The organism is Geobacter sp. (genome assembly GCA_009684525.1).
Taxonomy (GTDB): domain Bacteria; phylum Desulfobacterota; class Desulfuromonadia; order Geobacterales; family DSM-12255; genus Geoanaerobacter.
This window is the reverse complement of sequence record WKKR01000001.1, coordinates 15,114-34,204: the sequence shown is the minus strand read 5'-3', so window position 1 is coordinate 34,204 and position 19,091 is coordinate 15,114. Positions and strand designations below refer to the sequence as shown.

Below are 19,091 nucleotides of genomic sequence, written 5' to 3'. Positions count from 1 at the left end.
GGCATCCCCCCACATGCGCCTACGCTTGGTCGCCATCACTGCTGCCATCTGTCTGATCCTCATTCCCCTTGCCATCCTCGCCGCAGGACCGCTCCATGTGGGCAGTTTCAGTACCGGTGATCTCTCGGGCTGGTCTGACAAACCCTTCAAGGGCAAGACCGACTATTCCCTCGTTGAGGATAGCGGCCACACCGTTCTCAAGGCGCACAGCTCAAAGGCAGCATCCGGCCTTATTAAAAAGGTCTCCGTCGATCCCAGGCGCTTCCCCCTGCTCCGCTGGTCGTGGAAGGTTGAAAAAATCATTCAGAAGGAAGATATCGCCAAGAAAGGGGGAGACGACTTTGCCGCCCGTGTTTACGTGGTATTCCCCCGGACCTTTTTCTGGCGCATGCGGGCCATAAATTATGTCTGGTCGGCAAAAATGACAAAGGGCTCGTTTGCGCCGAGCCCCTATACCAAAAACGCCATGATTGTCGCGGTTGAATCGGGAAGCGATAAAGTCGGCAGCTGGGTGAATGAAGAGCGGAATATCCTGGATGACTATCGGAAGCTGTTCGGCGAAGAACCGCCGGAGATTGGCGCCGTTGCGGTCATGACCGACACAGACGATACCCGGGAAGACATCACTGCCTACTACGGGGATATCTTCCTGGAAGACAATCCAGCACCAAAAACTGCCCGCACTCAATGAAAAGAGGGTAAAGACCTGGACAGCCCAACCCTCCCACCAGCTGTCAGCCGATCAACTTGGACAGACGATTCTTTTGCTTCTCCAGTTTGTGCTGGCCATCTTCGATGGCGTGCAGGAGATCCTTTTTGGCATCGTGGGCCAGGTCCTTCCCCTTGTCCAGAATCTCCGAAGCCTTTTCGCCAACCGCTTCCACCATGTCAGAGACGCTGTCGCTGAAATCATCCACCAGGTCGCCGGCACGACGCTTTACCCTGCGGCTGTAACGGGCAATGTCCTGGCGAGTTTTCTTGCCCGACTGTGGAGCATAGAGCAGAGCCGCTCCGGCACCGATGATCCCACCTGCAACCAGCATCATGGCACCTACCATTATTGTTTTATCTTTGTCGTTCATTGCATATCCTCCCTGTTGATTTGATTACAATTGTACCGGAAAAATTGCCGATGCAAAGCGTTTCGGTATTTTTCTCGCTTGCCGGAACACTGACAAACCGGGCCTGATCTGCTATAGTCACGGCAAAACCTCGAAGCAAGGAGCTTTCCCAATGCGCACCATCTACGATGTCGTGATCATCGGCGGCGGACCGGCCGGTATCGCCACCGCGTATCTCTGCCAGAAGCACGGGCTTACGTATCTATTGCTGGAATCGGGCAAAAGCATTTTCCAGGGGATCGCCAACACCTATCCGGCAGGCAAGAACGTATACCCCTCTAAACCGAAGGAGGCCCCGGAACCATTCCTGGTGGAAGAGCTGCGCCCTCCTGACAAACCGGTAACCGTGGAGAAGTACATCCAGTACGTGCAGCACTTTGCCCAGCATGAAAACCTGCGGGTCGAAGTCGATACCCAGTTCGAGGACGTCCGCGAAGAACGCGACATCCTCGTCATCCACACATCCAAGGGGCTTTTCAGGGCTCGCAAAGTCGTGCTTGCCTTTGGGAGCAGCATCCCCAAGGAGCTTTCGGTGTATGGCGATGCCAAGATGGTTGCCAAGACCGTGGAAGACCCGACCAAATATGTGGGAGTCCGGACCCTGGTCATCGGCGGCGGCAACACCGCTGCCGATGTCATCATTTCCATACTCAAGGAAAAGCGGCAGCTAAACGACAACCAGCCGGTCTATTGGGCCCACATCTCGGAGAAGTTCGATGTGAACAAGGAAACAGCGCAACGGCTCGGGGAGGAGATCCTGCTGGGAGGGAACATCCGCCTGCTGCCCGGCGCGACACCGCGAATCGGCGAAGTCGATGACGAAGGGGTGGACCGCCTGGTCATCCGTATCAACGAGTTCAAGCAGCCCGACGGAATCGAGATCTACCATGCCATGAGCTTCCCCATGAAGCACGTCATTGCCTGCATCGGCTCGCAGGGACCGATCCCGATCTTCGACAAACTGGGGGTGCAGACCATTGCCTGCGCCGAAGGGGTCTGCCAGATTGCCAAAGAAGGAGACCGGCTGGTGCTCCTGACCGCAGAGTTCGAGTCCACACGCAAGGGGGTCTATGTCATCGGCGGTGCAATCTCGCCGTCCTACATGAAGATCAGCAGCGGCTCCATCCAGGAGGAGCGGCATCCAAACCTGATCTATACCGCACTGAACGACGCCTACCACGTAACCGAAGCTATCCGGAAGAAACTGGGGCGTTCAGAAGCAGGCACAAAGCCCTGAAATACCGGTCAGGAACCGGCAGCCTCCGCCTTGAGCCCATCCAGAACCGCCCTTACCTCGGTGACCATCTCCGCAGCCTGGGGCGATGTCTCATAGCGGAGATAAAGCTCCAGGTAACGAATGGCGTCGCCTACCCGCTCCTCGTCCATGCACAGGCTGCCAAGAGTAAGATATGAGAGGGTAAATTCGGGATCGAGCCGCACCGACTCCAGACACTCCTTTTCAGCCTGCTCGAACTCTTCCAGGTCGTAGTAGAGCTCTCCCAGGTTGAAGTGAGCCGCGGCATCATCCGGGTCCAATTCGATACCTTTCTGGAAGGCGGCAATGGCCTTTTCACGCTCACCCAGACCGTACCAGGCATCACCAAGCGCATTGTAGGCAAAGACATTCTCGGGATCGATACCGAGCGCGGTCTGATAGGCAGCAATCGCCTCTTCGGCACGCTCCTGATTGGCATGGACCAGACCGATGCTGACAAAGGCGTCAGCATTGTGCGGATCGAGTTCGGAAACCTTTCGGTAGAGTTTCAGAGCCTCCTTGTGATCGCCACGCTCGAAGTAGATATCCCCGAGCGACAAGAGGGCATCGCTGTCTTCAGGCGCCAGGGCAAGCCCCTTTTCATAGGCGACAACGGCTTCGGGGAGCTTGCCCAAACCGGTAAGTGCCTCGCCGAGATAGAAAAATCCTTCCGGACGGCTCGGCGCCAGTTCGGTGCAGTGACTGAAGACCTCCGCGGCTGCTTCATGGTTGCCCACCTCGGCCAGCGAGATCCCCTTTGCCAGATGCTCTTCGAATGAAGTGCTCATATTCCCTCCCATCAAGACGTATTCGTGCAAGAGATGCCAAGCATATCAGCTGATTGCCTCAGCAATCGGCCGAGACTGGCGGAACTATACCAGAAAGACGTTCCCAATGCCAGCAGACCCGGCTCAATGATGAAAAAAGTCGTAAGAAACGGTTCACATTTCCCGGAGATCCTTTATACTACCAACAAGAAAATTTTCATGGGAAACTGCAATGGCGCACGATCACGAAACCATTGGCCTGCGTACGCTTGAGGACATCAGCGGGCTGATTCTCCACTCACACGATCTGCAGGAAACCCTGGACAACATCGTCAACCTGGTGGCAAAACGGACTGGTTCAGATGTCTGTTCTATCTATCTCCTGGAAAACGATGGCGAAACCCTCACCCTCCAGGCCACCAAGGGGCTGTCAAAAAGTTCGGTCGGCAAGATCACCATGAAGACCTCAGAAGGGCTCACCGGCCTCGTCATCGAACAACGGGGCGTGGTGAACATAGAGAACGCTCCGGGACATCCGCGCTTTAAATACTTCCGGGAGACCCGTGAAGAAAAATTTGCCTCTTTTCTCGGCCTGCCGCTCTTCGAGCGAAAGACCCCGGTCGGCGTCATTGTCATCCAGACCAGAGAAGCACGGGTCTTCACCCCCCATGAAATAAGTACCCTGGCCACCATTGCCTACCAGATCTCCAGCATCGTCATCAATGCAAAGCTGCTCGACTCGATCCGTAGCAAAGAAGAAGAGCGAGCCTACTTCGAACGCGAACTGGCCAGGGCAAAGCAGCAGGGGCTCTTCGACGCAGACGGGCAACCTCTGGAACAGAGGAAAAAAGGGAAGCATCAATCATTCTCTTTGACCGGTTCCGCTGCTTCGCCCGGATTCTGCCTGGGAAAGCTGTTCATCATCAACCAGCGCGGCCTGAAGGCCGGCACGCTGCATACCAAGATCCTCCCCCGCCAGGAGGAACGCAAACGGTTTCTGGTAGCCATCGAAAAGGCGAAGATCCAGACCCTGTACATGGAAAAGCGAGTTGCCTCCAACCTCTCAAAAGAGGATGCAGCCATCTTTCACACCCACCTCATGATCCTTGAAGATCGTGGGTTCATCGGCCGGGTCATGGAGGAAATCGACAGCGATTGCGGGGCCATACAAGCAGTGCAGAAGGTAGTGGACCACTATGTCGCGGTCTTTGGCCAGATGGAGGACCCGTATCTGCGCGAACGGTCGGCTGACATGGTGGATATCGGGCGGAGGATCTCCGATTCCCTGCAAGGGAACGGCACGACCAGGTCCCGTCTCCGCGACAAGAGGATCATCGTTGCCGAAGATATCCTGCCGTCCGACATGGCAACGCTCAACCACGAAAAGATACTCGGAATTATCACCGAAAAAGGGGACGTGAACTCGCATGCCGCGATCATGGCCCGTTCGCTCGGTATCCCCGCCGTGCTCGGGATCGAAGGGTTGTTGCACAAGGTGGGCCCTCGCGACGAGGTGATCATCGACGGCACTTCGGGGCACATCTACGTCAATGCCGAAAAAAGGGTCCGGACCGAATACGAGCGGCTGCACAACGATTTCAGCCAGCGACAACGGGAACTGGAAGAGTTGCGCGACCTGCCCGCCATCACCACTGACGGATTCAAGGTGAATCTCAAGGCCAATATCGGCCTACTGTCGGACATTCGGGTCGCTCTTGCCAACGGTGCCGAAGGCGTTGGCCTCTACCGGACCGAATTCCCCTACATGGCGCGCAAATCATTCCCCAACCGCAATGAGCAGTACTCGATCTACCGCAAGATACTGGAAGGATTTGCCGGGCTGCCGGTAAACATCCGGACGCTCGACATCGGCGGCGACAAAGGGCTCCCCTATTTTGCCTACCCCAAGGAAGACAATCCCTTCATGGGTTGGCGCTCCATCAGGGTCTCCCTGGAACGCCAGGACATCTTCCGCGAACAGCTCGCAGCGGTGCTGATGGCCTCGGTGCACGGCAATGTAAGCCTGATGTTCCCCATGATCTCGGGGGTCGACGAGGTCCGCCAGGTCAAGGATATCCTTGCCCAGGTGCGTGCCGACCTCGACCGGGAAGGGTGCCCCATCGCTCCGGAGCTGCGGCTCGGGATCATGATCGAAATCCCCGCCGCAGTGCAGATCGCCCACATCCTCATCAAAGAAGTGGATTACTTCAGCATCGGCACTAACGACCTCATCCAGTACACCCTTGCCGCCGACCGCAACAACCCCAAGGTAAAGCAATACTACGATGCCTACCATCCGGCAGTGCTGCATTCCATCAAGCGGATCGCCGATGTCGCTGCCAGCGAGGGGAAACCGGTCTCCCTCTGTGGCGAGATGGCCGCAACTCCCCTCAGTGCCATCATCCTGCTCGGGTTGGGGATCAGCGACTTCAGCCTCTCTGCGCCCGCTATCCCGGTGGTCAAGCAGGCACTCCGCTCCGTCTCGTTCGCCACAGCCCGTACCATAGCCTCGGACATCCTGTTCATGGAGAGCGCAAGCAGTATCAAAAGCTACCTGGAAGAGGTCAGAAACGAATTACGGCTCTGACTGAGTCCGTTGACTAATCCCGCCGGTCCCTGAATCGCTTCCATATACCCATCCCGACCTTGAACACCACCCATCGGACCGCCGTCAGCAACGACGGGAAGGACCGCGACGGTTCGACAAACACTGTTCAATAATTCTCAACAACAGCACTGAAAATGCCGATATACATGTATATCAGATGCCACGGTTCGAGGGGAACGGATCTGCTTCTCCCGGAACATTACCAATATACAACGTCTTTCACCATTACCGAGATTGTCACCATGCGAAATGCGCGGATCAGAACCAAGCTGACGGCTGTCGTCTCCCTGCTGATGATTGCTCTCATGTCCATCCTTGCCATTGCCGGCTATGCCTACTTTGCCCGAGTATTCAAACAGGAGTCGGCAAAACACCACTTTGCCATGCTCAGCCTGGCTGCCGGCGAGCTCGATGCCCAGTTGCGCCGTAGCCAGGAAATCCTGGAGATGATCTCCCAAAGCCTTGCCTCGGTGCAACTGACCGATCTTCCCGCCGTGCAGGGCCTCCTGGACAGCGAAACCGATGCGAGGACCTACTTCGACGGCGGTTTTCTGCTTCTGGATGCCAATGGCCGGATTATCACCGAGAGCCCGGTTCATCCGGAACATCGGGGACATGACCATCTGCATCGAAAATTCGTGCAAAAGACCCTTGAAACAGGCAAACCAGTCATTTCCGAGCCGTACATCTCCGAAGCCCCCCCTTACGAGCCGACGATCACCTTTACGACGCCGATCCGCGACCGTTCGGGAAAGCTGTTGGGACTTCTTGCCGGACGTCACCTGCTCATGCGGGACAATTATCTCTCCGAGCTATCCCGGATTACCATCGGTAAGACCGGCTATCTGTATCTTGTCGACTCGAACAGGGTAATTGTCATGCACCCCGTCAAGAAACGGGTCATGGAACAGGTTGCCCCCGGCATGAACAAAGGGCTGGACCGTGCCCTCCAGGGGTTCGAGGGAACCCTGGAAAACGTCAATTCCAAGGGCGTGCCTGGCATCACCTCGTTCAAACGGCTGGGATCGGCCCAATGGGTCATTGGCAGTCACTATCCGCTCAGCGAGGCGTACGCCCCCATAGACCAGGCCCGTATCATTTTCATCCTGGTGGTAGCACTGGTACTCGGGGTGATGCTGCTGGCACTCTGGCTCACGGCGTGGCGTATTTCGGCTCCGCTGATAACACTGGCCCAGCATGTTCGCACCCTCCCCTCACTGGAAAACGATCAGCGCTCGATCAACCTGCAGACCGGAGACGAAATCGGGGAATTGGCTGAGGCATTCAACGACATGGTGGATCAGCTAGCCAAACGGGACACGGAGATCGCCCGCAACCAGAATATCTACCGGATCATCACCAAATTCACCAATGAAATAGCACTGTTGATAAGTACAACCGGCGAGATACTCTACATTTCACCTAACTGCGAGACCATGCTGGGATACCGTGAGGACGAGTTCCTCGCAGAACCGCAACTGCTTGACCAGATCGTTCATCCTGATGATCAGCAACGCTGGCTGGACCACCGCCTCAATACAACCTGTAAAGGCGACTGCCATCCGCTCGATCTCCGCCTGCTCCCCAAAACGGGAGGCATCATCTGGGTAAACCACGTCTGTTTCGAGGCGACCAACGACCAGGGGGAGGTCATCGGCATCAGGGGGAACTTCCGCGACATCACCCGTCGCATAAAGCTTGAACATCTCCTCGACGAACAGGTGCGGTTCAGTGAGAATCTTCTCGAAAGCACCACCACACCGCTCTTCGTCATAGACAACCACCACCGGGTCATCGTCTGGAATCGTGCCTGTGCTGATTTGACCGGAAAAAGTTCCGCCGAGATGATCGGCACTTCGCATCATTGGAAGGCATTTTACCCCGAAGAGCGTCCCACCGTGGCTGACCTGGTTCTCGACGGCCTGGAAGACGTGATCAACTCCTTTTATACCACTTATGAAACCCGGCACGACCTCCCTGGCGTTCTTCGGGCAGAGGGTTGGTATTACGGCATGAACGGGAAGGATCGCTACCTGTTCTTCGATGCCGCACCGGTCCATGATGCCAGCGGCAAGGTCGTTGCTGCCGTGGAGACACTGCACGACATCACCGACCGAAAACGGGCCGAGGAATCGCTCCGTCTCTTCTCCCAGGCAGTGGAACAGAGCGGCAGCAGCATCGTCATTACCGACCCGATGGGAACGATCCAGTATGTCAACGAAAGGTTCTGCGAAGTAACCGGTTATACGCGTGAAGAAGCCATAGGAAACAATCCTCGGGTGCTCAAGTCGGGAGAGCAACCGGCGGAACTCTATTCCGAACTCTGGCAAACCATCAATGCCGGTCACAAATGGCACGGCGAGCTGCATAACAAACGGAAAGACGGCACCCTGTTCTGGGAGCTGGTGACCATTTCACCTATTATGGACGACTCCGGCATCATCACCCATTACCTGGCAGTGAAAGAGGACATCACCCATCGCAAGGAGGCAGAACGGAAACTCCTCAAACACCAGGCAGAGCTCCAGTTGAAACACGAACAGCTTTCACATCTCTATACCCAGGTCGAGCGGGGCAAACGCGAATGGGAACAGACACTGGACTGCATCGACGACATTGTCATGCTTGTAGGAGATGATGGGATTATCAGGCGCTGCAATCAGGCGCTGTTGGAATTTACGAACCGCGATTACCAGTCGGTGATCAGCAGTGAGTGGCGCGAGCTCTTTACCGACGTCGGTCTCGATGTCGACCTGTTGATCGGGAAATCGGGAGAACTGTACCACCAGCAGTCAGGGCGCTGGTTCACCGTCAGGATTTACCCCTATGCAGAAGACAAGGGTGCCGTGATCTCGCTCCACGACCTGACCGCCATCAAGCTTGTTTCCGACGAACTGGCCAAGGCCTATGAGGAACTGAAAACCACCCATCTGCAGCTGCTGCAGCAGGAAAAGATGGCGTCCATCGGCCAACTGGCGGCCGGGGTGGCCCACGAGATCAACAACCCCATGGGTTTCATCTCCAGCAACCTGGGGACCATGGCCAAATACTCCGAACGGCTCAAAGGGTTCATTGTCACACAGGACGAGGCGCTCAACAGCATTGGTTCCCCAGAACTGACCGCTTCCCTGGCAGATGCCCGCAAACGGTACAAGATCGATTACCTGCTGGAGGACATCCCCAAGCTGATCGCCGAATCCAGCGACGGTGCCGAACGGGTCCGCACCATCGTTCAGAACCTGAAGAGCTTCTCGCGCATCGACGATGCCGAGTTAAAACAGGTAGATATCAACGAATGCCTGGAGAGCACCATCAGCATCGCCTGGAACGAGTTGAAATACAAGGTGACCCTGCAGAAGGAGTACGGCGAACTGCCTTTGGTGAGCTGCTATCCACAGCAACTCAACCAGGTCTTCCTGAATCTGTTGGTAAACGGAGCCCATGCCATCGAAAAACAGGGTGAAATCACCGTCAAGACCTGGCTGGACGGCAAGCATGCCTGCGTCTCCATCAGCGATACCGGCTGCGGGATTCCCGAAGAGATACGGTCCCGGATCTTCGAGCCATTCTTTACCACCAAGGAGGTGGGTAAAGGAACCGGACTCGGGCTTTCCATCAGTTATGAAATCATCCAGCGACACAACGGCACCATCGAGGTGGCGAGCGAGGTGGGCACAGGCACAACCTTCACCGTCAGGTTGCCGGTCAACGGAGGCAAAGCATCATGAGCGACCAAGTGAAGATTCTCTGCGTGGATGACGAACGGAACGTCCTGAGGGCGCTGGAAAGGATATTTCTGGACGACGACTATCTGATCCTGACCGCCGGCTCAGGCCAGGAAGGGATGGATATCCTCGAAGCAGAACCGGACATCCAGGTCGTCATCTCCGACTACCGGATGCCGGGCATGAACGGGGTCGATTTCCTGCGTGAGGTCTATTCTCGCCACCCTGACACCATCCGCATCGTTCTCTCCGGCTACGCAGACACTGCCTCAGTGGTTGCGGCAATTAATGAAGGGCAGATATACAAGTTTGTCCCCAAGCCATGGAACGACGATGAACTGCGCATGACCATCGCCAAGGCGATCGAAACCTTTACCCTGCACCGCAAGAACCTTGAGCTTACCGAAGAGTTGCGCAGAAAGAATGAAGAACTCTCCTCGCTCAACGACTCCCTGGAAAGGCTGGTCGCCGAACGGACTCTCGAACTGATCCTGCAGAACCGCGCGCTGCAGCACACCCGCAACATCCTTCAACACCTGCCGGTGGGTGTACTGGCGCTGGTCTCGGATGGCATCGTGGTGCAGGTCAATCTTGAGGCTGCAAACATCCTGAAATCCGATAGTGAAGAAATCCTCGGCAAAAAGATCGAAACGGTGCTGCCCCCCGCACTCTGTGATTTCGTTGCAACGGTACTCGTCCAAAAGAACAGCTGTACAACCATCGACTGCAACGGTGAATCACTCTGTGTCAAGGGAACCTGCATGATAGAAGACGAACAGGAGGGGCTCATCCTCTGCCTCAATCGGGAGTGCCGGAAATGAGCGAAACCATTCTGTTCGTCGACGATGAGCAAAACATCCTCAGTGCCTTGCAACGGGTATTCGTCGACAGCAATCTCCAGATACTGACCACCAGCAACCCGTTGCAGGCAATCGACATATGCCGATCCAAACCGGTGGCAGTCGTCGTATCGGACAACATGATGCCAGAGATGAGGGGGGTCGAGCTGCTCGCCGAGTTGAAAAAGGTCTCTCCTCAAACGGTAAAGATTCTCATGACCGCCTATGCCGATCTCCCCACCGCCCTGCAGGCGATCAACAGCGGCGAGGTCTACCGGTTCATCGTCAAACCATGGCAAGAGCAGGAACTGGTGAAGGCGATCAGCGAAGGCATCGCCCGCTCACGCATTCTTGCCGCCCTGGGACGGGAAAACGAGGCGATTCTCCGCTCTCTGGCCCAGACCATCGAACTCAAGGATCATTACACCAGGGGGCACTGCGATCGGGTTGCGGGTTACGCACTCACCATTGCCGGAAAGCTCGACCTGCCCGAACCGCTCGTCAGGGAGATCCGCCACGGCAGCTGGCTCCATGACTGCGGCAAGATCGGGGTGCCTGAGACGATACTCAACTCCAGCGGCAAACTCAGTGACCAGGAGTTTGCAACCATCCGCCTCCATCCCGACTGGGGAGCATCTGTTGCCGAGCAGGCCAGTCTGCCAGTCACCGTTATCAACATCATCCGCTTTCACCACGAACGCTATGACGGCAATGGCTACCCACTTGGGCTGCAGGGGGAAGATATCCCCCTGGAAGCCAGAATTGTGGCGGTTGCCGATGTCTTCGACGCCCTGACAACCGATCGTCCCTATAAACAGGCCTTTACGTTCGATCAGGCACGAAAGATCATGCTCGAAATGAAAGGAACAAGCCTCGATCCACGTCTGGTCGAGCTGTTTCTCATCGCTTTAGACCCCATTGCCCAGCATGAAGGGTGAGGAGAAAATCATGACTACAGGAACAATACAAACAATCAGCAAGATCCTTCTGGTTGATGACGAAGAAAACATCACCCGGGCGATTACCCGGCTGTTGATGGAAGAGGAAGATCTGGATATCCTGACCGCCTCCTCGGGAGACGATGGGCTGGACCTTCTCCGCAGGCATCCCGATGTGGCCCTGATCCTCTCGGACCAGCGGATGCCAGGCATGAGCGGAGCGGAGTTTCTGCAGCTGTCGCAAGCCATCGCCCCCGAAGCGATCCGCATGGTGCTGACGGGCTATGCGGACATCAACTTGGTTATCGACGCCATCAACAAGGGGGGCGCGGCGCGCTACATCACCAAGCCCTGGGATGACGGCATGCTGGTGCAGACCATCCGCGACGGGGTGAAACAGTTCCAGCTGCTCCGGGAAAATCAACGACTGTCCGCACTAGTCCAGCAACAGAACGATGAACTCAAGGAATGGAACACCAATCTGAAGCAGAAGGTGATGGAGCATACCGTCACCATCCGCAAACAGAACGAGGACCTCGCGGAAAAAAACCGCCTGATCGGGGAAAGCTTCAAGGGGATCATCGCGGCCTTCTCGCGGCTGGTCGAACTCTGCGGCAGGAGTTCGCAGAGCCACTCCAGGAATGTCGCAACAATGGCGGTAGGGATCGCAAAGGACCTGGGACTTTCCGATAAAGAGCAGGAGATGATCCAGACCGCGGCCCTTTTGCACGACATCGGCGAAATCGGCATCCCCACTGCCATCCTCGAAATGAAGATGAGTGCCATGAGTCCCGAGGAGAAACGGGTTTACCTGCAGCATGCCGTCAGGGGGCAGACAGCCATAGACGCCGTTGAAGGGCTTCGTGAAGTCGGGGTGCTGATCCGCCATCACCACGAACATTTCGATGGGAGCGGCTTCCCCGAAGGGATTGCCGGAGAAGCCATCCCTCTCGGTGCAAGGATCATCGCCATCGCCGATTTCATCGACCGGGAAATGGCCAACCAGAGCGGCGAAATCGCCCTCAACATGACCCTTTCAAAGGTTCTCAACCAGCAGGGACACCAGCTCGACCCAACCCTCGTCAAGCATGCCAAACGTTATGCCCGCTATCAGTATTTCGCACCCACCGGCAAGCAGAGAGATGACGTCGAACGCGAATATCAGGTCAGCGAATTGATATCCGGGCTGCAACTGACCAGGAATTTCCAGAGCGGCACCGGTCTGCTTCTCCTGTCAAAGGGAACGGTGCTCGACTGGCACAAGATTGATGCCATCAAGCGCTACTACCAGATAGACCCTCCCCAGGGGGGAATCTTCGCCATGACCGCGAGGCAGGACGGTGATTGAATATAACGAACAGCAGCAACGGATGGTCCTGAAGCTGGTCTATTACGGTCCGGCGCTTTCAGGTAAAACAACCAACCTGCTCCAGCTTCATGAGCAGTTGAGCCGTGAAGGTCGTGGCGACCTTATGGTGCTTGATACCACCAATGACCGGACCATCTTTTTCGACCTGCTCCCCTTTTTCCTGACCACGCCAAGCGGCCTGAAGATCAAGGTGAAGGTCTACACCGTACCGGGCCAGGTGCGACATGACGCGACACGCAAGGCGGTTCTGCAACGGGCCGATGGCGTTGCCTTCATTGCCGATTCGCAACAGGCGGAAACCGCCAACAATGCCAACAGTTTCGCAAGCCTGGAAGACAATCTCGCCCTGGTGGGATTGAACATCGATGCACTGCCGCTGGTAATCCAGTTCAACAAACGGGACCTGGCCAACATCGTTCCGGAGGACGATATCAGGAAAACCTGGGAAGCAACCGGTTTCCCGGTGGTAATGGCATCCGCTCTCCAGGGATGGGGTGTGGTGGAAACCTTCGCCGCACTGGCTGGCCTTCTCTTTGACAGAGTCGACGGCCGTTACCGGCTGGTTGCAGAACATGGTCTGACAAAAGCAGATTTCGTACGCAACCTCACCTCGGTGGTCACTGACTGATGGATGACCTTTATAGGCCACGAAAAGATGGAGGAGATATGCAGGACGAGGCCTTGTCATACGTGGTCGGCGAGGAGAAAGGGTTATGCGAACTCCTTCTCGACAGCGAAGTACAGCCGCTTCTCGAAGGGATGCTCGTCGCGGGTGCCACCTCTGCAGCAATCACAGACCAGGATGGCGATGAACTCTGGGTTGCGCGTGATCCGGCTCGGCTCGGCAAAGAGATCGTCAGTCTTCCGATCAGTCTCGAAGGCGAGACTGTGGGAGCCCTCCGAATCGGCGGTCCTGATGAAACCGCACAAACCCTCATCTGCATTGCCCAACTGCTCGGTGTTGCCATTGATACGCTGCTGCGCACAAACCTCAAGCGGATGCTGACCACTGAAATACACACCAGCGTCGTGAACAGCTCCTACGACGAACTGATCGAGGCCAACCGGCAGTTGACCGAATCCGAGATGCGTTACCGGAAACTTGCCGAAAGCCTGGAACAGAAGGTCAAGGAGCGGAGTGCCGAATTGAAAAAGGCCCACGCCCACCTTCTTCAGCAAGAAAAGATGGCTGCGGTGGGACAGCTCGCTTCAGGTATTGCCCATGAAATCAACAACCCGCTCGGCTTCATCACCAGCAATCTCCATACCCTGCAAAAGTACGTATCCCGCCTTATTACCATGTTGGAGTATCAGAAGACGCTTTTCGGAATAAAAATGGATGACGAGGCAAAGATGCAGCACGCAGATCACAAGTGGCAGGAATTGAAGCTCAACTCGATACTGACCGATGTGGGGGACCTGCTTCAGGAGAGCCTCAACGGCGCTGAACGGGTCACCAGGATCGTCGCCGACCTCAAAGGGTTCTCCCATGTGGACGAACTCGGCGCAGTGCCTGTCGACATCAATGCGGAACTGGAACGAACCCTGAGTGTCCTCACCCATGAACTGGGAACCCATGCGACCATAGTGCGGGAATTCCAGCCGCTACCGCTGCTCCCGTGCATGCCTGCGACCCTTGGACAGGTCTTTCTCAACATCATCATGAACGCTATCCAGGCCAAACCGTCGGGGCTGAAACTGACCCTCTCAACTGCCTGGGACGGCGAACGGATCAGAATCAGCATCGCTGACAACGGCCCCGGCATTCCCCACGATATCAGGGCAAAGATCTTCGAACCGTTCTTCACCACCCGTGAAGTAGGGAGCGGCACCGGTATGGGGCTGGCAGTGGTATACGACACGGTGCTCAGGCTCGGAGGGATGGTCGCCGTTACCGACAGTGCAGCCGGCGGAGCCGACTTCACCATTACGATCCCGATCAGGAGGGATTGATCCCTATGGCAAAGTACTCTGAACTGTTCAGAGCAGAAAATACAGTACCGGCGAACGAGACGCCTTCGGCAGTTACCGAGCGGAACGGCCAGCAGTTCACCATCCTCTTTGTTGACGATGAAGAAAACGTCCTGTCGGCCATGAGGCGAATCTTCCTTGAGGAAGATTACACGATCCTGACTGCAACCAGCGCCGACAAGGCCCTGGTCGTCATGGAACGGGAGCAGGTCCACTTGTTGGTCTCCGATCACCGGATGCCCGGCATGACCGGCGCCGAACTGCTCAAGGAGGTAAAGAACCGCTGGCCCGAAACCATCAGGATCATGCTGACCGGTCATGCCGATGTCAACTCCATCATGGGAGCGGTCAAGGAAGGGGCGGTCTACAAGTTCATCACCAAACCGTGGAACGACGAAGATCTCCGCCTGACAGTCAGCCTCGCCCTCCAACAGTATGTCCTGATGCAGGAAAACCGGCGACTGAGGGAGCTGGCACGGACCCAGCAGATCAAGATCAAGAACTTCTCCAACCTTTTCGATGAGAATCGCGGCATGTTGGGGAGCATCCTGGTAAAATCCGGAGTGATCCGCCAGGAAGAGCTAGAACACGCCTCAAGAGAACTCGAAAAAGGGGAATTCCTGAGCGACGCGCTGGTAAGGCTCGGTATGACCAGCGAAGCAAAGATCATCAAGACGTTGCAAGGAAATCTGAATATCGAGTATGTCGATCTCCGCGAATACGCCATTAACACAGCTACTGCCCATTTCCTTCCCCGCGACCTCTGCGAACGGAACCGGATGCTGCCGATCCGGCTGGATGGCCGCCAGCTCACCCTGGCCATGGCCGACCCATCCGACATCTACAAGCTCGACAACATTGCCATGATGACCGGCTTCAAGGTTATCCCCCTCCTGGCCTCAAGCAGCGAGATCATGGCCACCATCAAGCGGATCTATGGCGAATCGGAACGGTTGAATGAACTGGAAGACTTCAGCGACCTCGAGCCGCTGGACGAGATCGATATCGTCATCGACGATGAAGAAAAGGATATCAGCATCCAGGAGCTGATCGGCTCCTCCGAAGTTCCACCCGTAATCAGGATCGTCAATGCCATCATCTCCGAGGCGGTCCGTTACCGGGCCAGCGACATACACCTTGAGGCAAAAACCAAGTACACCCTGGTACGCTTCCGGATCGACGGCCTTTTGCACAACAAGATCAAGATCCCCGTCGATCTTCATCCTGCCATTGTTTCGCGCATCAAGATCCTCGCCAAGATGGATATTTCCGAGCGCCGGAAACCGCAGGACGGCCGGATCACCGTCAAGGCTGGAACGAGGGTCGTAGATATGCGGGTCTCCTCCATGCCGACCCTGAATGGCGAGAAGATTGTGCTGCGGATTCTCGACAAGAGTGCCTCCATTAAAAACCTGCAGGAGTTGGGGGTGCTCCCCGACGACATGAGGAAGATCGCCACCATGGTGAAAAAGCCGCAGGGGGTCATCATCACCACCGGCCCCACCGGCAGCGGCAAAACCACCATGCTCTATTCCATACTCGCAGCAATGCTGGAAAGCAGCAAAAACTTCGAGACCATCGAAGAGCCGATCGAGTATTTCGTGGAAGAGGCCAATCAGGTTGCGGTGCGTGAAAAAATCGGCCTCTCCTTCGACCAGATCCTGCGGGCGACCCTGCGCCAGGATCCGGATGTCATTCTCGTTGGCGAAATCCGTGACTATGACACCGCAGACGTGGCGTTCAAGGCGTCGCTCACCGGCCACATGGTCCTCTCCACCCTCCATACCAACAGTTCCATCGCTTCCATCACCCGCCTTATCGATATGGGGGTCAAACCATACATCATTGCCTCAGCACTCGAAGGGCTCATCGCCCAACGCCTGGTCAGGCGGATCTGCACCGACTGTGCAGAGCCAATCCCCCCTAACCCTGAAATCATGGCTTTGCTGCACGTACCGCCGGGGCTTCTGGGTGCAACGGTCATGCAGGGCAAGGGATGCGAACAGTGCAACAACTCGGGCTACAGGGGAAGAACTGGGATTTTTGAGCTGTTCATCATGAACGAGGACTTCAGACAGTTCATCGGCACCAGCTACAAGGAGTCGGATCTGCTTGAGATGGCCCGCGCCAACGGGATGCGGACCCTGATCGAGGACGGGATCGAAAAGGTGCGCCAGGGGCTGACAACGCTACAGGAGCTGCTGAGGGTCATCGGGCCGCAACTGGCCTATGAACGGAGCTGCGACAACTGCAAGCGGCAGATCGATGCCAAGTTTCTGTTCTGTCCGCACTGCGGCACGTTCCGCGAACATTTCTGTCGGACTTGCCGGCTCCCTCTTGAAGAGTCCTGGCAAAACTGTCCCTTCTGCGGCAAAGCGAAAGAATCGCACGAATATCCCAGTGACAATGCAACGAGGAGAAGACCATGAACGCAACGATCCTGATTGTCGACGACGAGCCCCATGTCATCGCCGCCTTGAAGAGGGCACTCTCCGATGAACCGTTCGAGGTGATCGGTGCCGCAAGTGGTGAAGAGGCGCTTGGGATCATGGCCGGACACCGTATCAAGGTGGTCATCTCCGACGAATGCATGCCAGGAATGGATGGCGCCGAATTTCTCGGGCTGGTGCGGCAACGCCACCCGACCACCATCCGTTTCCTTTTGACCGGCCATGCCAGCGTAGAGGCAACCATGCGGGCAGTGAACAGCGGCGAGATCTATCGCTTTTTCACCAAACCCTGGAATGATGTAGAACTGAAACTGGCGATACGTAGCGCCCTGGAAAAGTTCGACCTGGAAGAGGAAAACCGTCGGCTGCTCAAAACCGTGAAGCGTCAATCCAGCGAGTTGCGTGCCCTGGAGGTTCATTACCCCGGTATCAGCGAGGTAAAGCGGGACGCTAAGGGTGCCCTTGTTCTGCCCGAAGTGAGCGACGAAGAGATCTCCCGTATCATTGCCCAATGCAATGATGATCCGAGTCGGTCCGGTAACTGATACTTCGAAAACATTGGATGGGAAGTTGGAATATGGAGCTAAACAGAAACGGGGGCCAAAAGCCCCCGTCATCTATTCAATAGTACGACACCAGCCTAGTCGTCGAAGTTGCCTGCCGCTCCCTTGTCACTTGAGATGTTCTTGGCCTTTTCGATAATCTTGGCCTCGGTCCATTCGGCCGGGTCCTCGATACGGCTCCCCTTCGGTCCCACATCATGGGAACCTGCCTTCAGGATCGCCTCAATGGCCAGAGGCGCTGTATCGCGGGCATTCAAGACCTCGACCAGCATCTTGTAGGCAAAATCCTCCACCCGCTTGGCCATCCGCTCGCGAATCTCCTTCGGCTGCGCCAGCAGCTTGTTTTCAAACGGAAGGTTCAGGCTCTTGTAGTCACCCTTTTTCCACCCCTTGTCAGTGGCATAGGCCACCATCTCGGCCCAGAGCTCCTCGCTGACACCCTCGCCCTTCACCTTGATGAAATTGCCGTTAGCATCAAGCTGAGCATTACCGTAGTCATTCACCTCCAGCCCCCAGGAGATCATCTGCAGGGCCGTTGCAACGTTGGCCTTGGTGGTGGCGGTCTGGTTGGCGATCTCACGCAGCCGCTCCGAACTGTTTCCCGAGGTGCCGTGCTGGGCACCGTTTACCTTGTACGGAACCAGCGCCTTGTGGATCTGCGCGGTGAGCCCAACCTGGATGCCGGCATCGCTCGCTTCGAGGCCGTGAGTAGTGCCATTGTTGAGAGCGATCCAGTCGGGGAAGATGTCGTGGGCATTCAGACCTCGGATCAGGAAGAGCGCCTCGTCCACGGTGGAGAGACCGGAATTACCCTTGATCTCGCCTACTTCTGTCTCAAGGCCTGCCCACCTGGGAATGAATGGGTTGATGGCAAGGTTTGCCAGAAGATTCTGATCGTCAGGGAGATGAGAAGCATCAATGGCTATTGAGGTGATGCCTGCTTCGAACATGGTGGGTATCTCCACCTTGGCCGCAGCAAGATCCTTGTCGTTCTTGATGCCGTAATGATCGGCATGGATGGCGACGGGAACGGTTATGCCGAGTTCATTACAGAGTGCATCGACAATGCGGGCCATGTTCCAGTAGTTCACCGGGCAGTAAGCCTTCTGCCCCCCTTCTGACTTGGCGATCTCGATGATGATCGGCGCATTTGCCCGCTGGGCAGCCATGAGCGCACCGCGGATGACGAAGTAGTTCCTGCCGTTGGCAGCCATGGTTATGGCTTTCCCCTTGGCCGACATTGCCCGGTCGATTACCTTGCCACTGACAATCAGGGCCTTTGAATTGGGAAAGAGCTGTCTGATGTTGGGGGGCCGACCAACCTGGAGGGCCTTCTCGAAATCTGCAGAGTACGCCATGTCACATCTCCCTTTTCATGAAATAACATTCGATAGTCAAATCAAAGAGTTTATACCACGGGTAACCGCCAAAATCAAGGTTACGGCCCTAATTCTCCATAAAAAAAGGGCCGCACCATTGACGGAG

At 56.2% G+C, this 19,091-nt stretch carries 14 protein-coding genes; 11 read left to right on the top strand and 3 right to left on the bottom strand.

The genetic code is table 11. From position 1 onward, the window contains the following. Positions 1-13: 13 nt before the first annotated feature. On the top strand, positions 14-691 hold the full coding sequence (locus GJT30_00140; GenBank protein MSM38029.1) for a DUF3047 domain-containing protein: 678 nt from the start codon (positions 14-16) through the stop codon (positions 689-691). A gap of 43 nt (positions 692-734) precedes the next feature. On the opposite strand, the gene GJT30_00135 is transcribed toward GJT30_00140, so the two are convergent. Continuing rightward, positions 735-1,082: a YtxH domain-containing protein gene (locus GJT30_00135; GenBank protein ID MSM38028.1), complete on the bottom strand. Its 348-nt coding sequence runs from the start codon at positions 1,080-1,082 to the stop codon at positions 735-737. A 151-nt stretch (positions 1,083-1,233) separates the two neighbouring features. On the opposite strand from GJT30_00135, the gene GJT30_00130 reads away from it, so the two are divergent. Beyond that, positions 1,234-2,358, top strand: coding sequence for a SidA/IucD/PvdA family monooxygenase (locus GJT30_00130; protein ID MSM38027.1), 1,125 nt, complete (start codon positions 1,234-1,236; stop codon positions 2,356-2,358). Between the two features lie 8 nt (positions 2,359-2,366). Here GJT30_00130 and GJT30_00125 read toward each other — a convergent pair whose 3' ends face one another. Further along, on the bottom strand, positions 2,367-3,164 hold the full coding sequence (locus tag GJT30_00125) for a tetratricopeptide repeat protein (GenBank protein ID MSM38026.1): 798 nt from the start codon (positions 3,162-3,164) through the stop codon (positions 2,367-2,369). A 211-nt stretch (positions 3,165-3,375) separates the two neighbouring features. Between GJT30_00125 and ptsP the strand changes: the two genes are divergently transcribed. The 9 genes from ptsP to GJT30_00080 all read left to right on the top strand — a co-directional run bounded on the left by ptsP (position 3,376) and on the right by GJT30_00080 (position 17,588). Beyond that, positions 3,376-5,730: a phosphoenolpyruvate--protein phosphotransferase gene (gene ptsP, locus GJT30_00120; GenBank protein ID MSM38025.1), complete on the top strand. Its 2,355-nt coding sequence runs from the start codon at positions 3,376-3,378 to the stop codon at positions 5,728-5,730. Between the two features lie 263 nt (positions 5,731-5,993). Next, positions 5,994-9,479 (top strand): PAS domain S-box protein, encoded by a 3,486-nt coding sequence (locus tag GJT30_00115; GenBank protein MSM38024.1) that lies wholly within the window; start codon positions 5,994-5,996, stop codon positions 9,477-9,479. Further along, positions 9,476-10,297 (top strand): response regulator, encoded by an 822-nt coding sequence (locus tag GJT30_00110; protein MSM38023.1) that lies wholly within the window; start codon positions 9,476-9,478, stop codon positions 10,295-10,297. The genes GJT30_00115 and GJT30_00110 overlap by 4 nt, the downstream gene beginning before the upstream one ends. Then, positions 10,294-11,253 (top strand): response regulator, encoded by a 960-nt coding sequence (locus GJT30_00105; GenBank protein MSM38022.1) that lies wholly within the window; start codon positions 10,294-10,296, stop codon positions 11,251-11,253. Before GJT30_00110 ends, GJT30_00105 begins: the two co-directional genes overlap by 4 nt. 10 nt (positions 11,254-11,263) lie before the next feature. After that, complete coding sequence (locus tag GJT30_00100) at positions 11,264-12,601, top strand: HD domain-containing protein (protein MSM38021.1); 1,338 nt, start codon at positions 11,264-11,266, stop codon at positions 12,599-12,601. Continuing rightward, complete coding sequence (locus GJT30_00095) at positions 12,594-13,250, top strand: GTPase (GenBank protein ID MSM38020.1); 657 nt, start codon at positions 12,594-12,596, stop codon at positions 13,248-13,250. Before GJT30_00100 ends, GJT30_00095 begins: the two co-directional genes overlap by 8 nt. A 38-nt stretch (positions 13,251-13,288) precedes the next feature. Further along, on the top strand, positions 13,289-14,575 hold the full coding sequence (locus GJT30_00090) for a histidine kinase (GenBank protein MSM38019.1): 1,287 nt from the start codon (positions 13,289-13,291) through the stop codon (positions 14,573-14,575). Between the two features lie 5 nt (positions 14,576-14,580). Next, positions 14,581-17,022 carry a response regulator gene (locus GJT30_00085; protein ID MSM38018.1) on the top strand — a complete coding sequence of 814 codons (2,442 nt, stop codon included), beginning with the start codon at positions 14,581-14,583 and terminating at the stop codon, positions 17,020-17,022. Continuing rightward, on the top strand, positions 17,019-17,588 hold the full coding sequence (locus GJT30_00080) for a response regulator (protein ID MSM38017.1): 570 nt from the start codon (positions 17,019-17,021) through the stop codon (positions 17,586-17,588). Before GJT30_00085 ends, GJT30_00080 begins: the two co-directional genes overlap by 4 nt. A gap of 95 nt (positions 17,589-17,683) precedes the next feature. Here the strand turns inward: GJT30_00080 and GJT30_00075 are convergent, their stop codons facing one another. Beyond that, positions 17,684-18,964 (bottom strand): ketose-bisphosphate aldolase, encoded by a 1,281-nt coding sequence (locus GJT30_00075; protein MSM38016.1) that lies wholly within the window; start codon positions 18,962-18,964, stop codon positions 17,684-17,686. Positions 18,965-19,091: the final 127 nt, after the last annotated feature.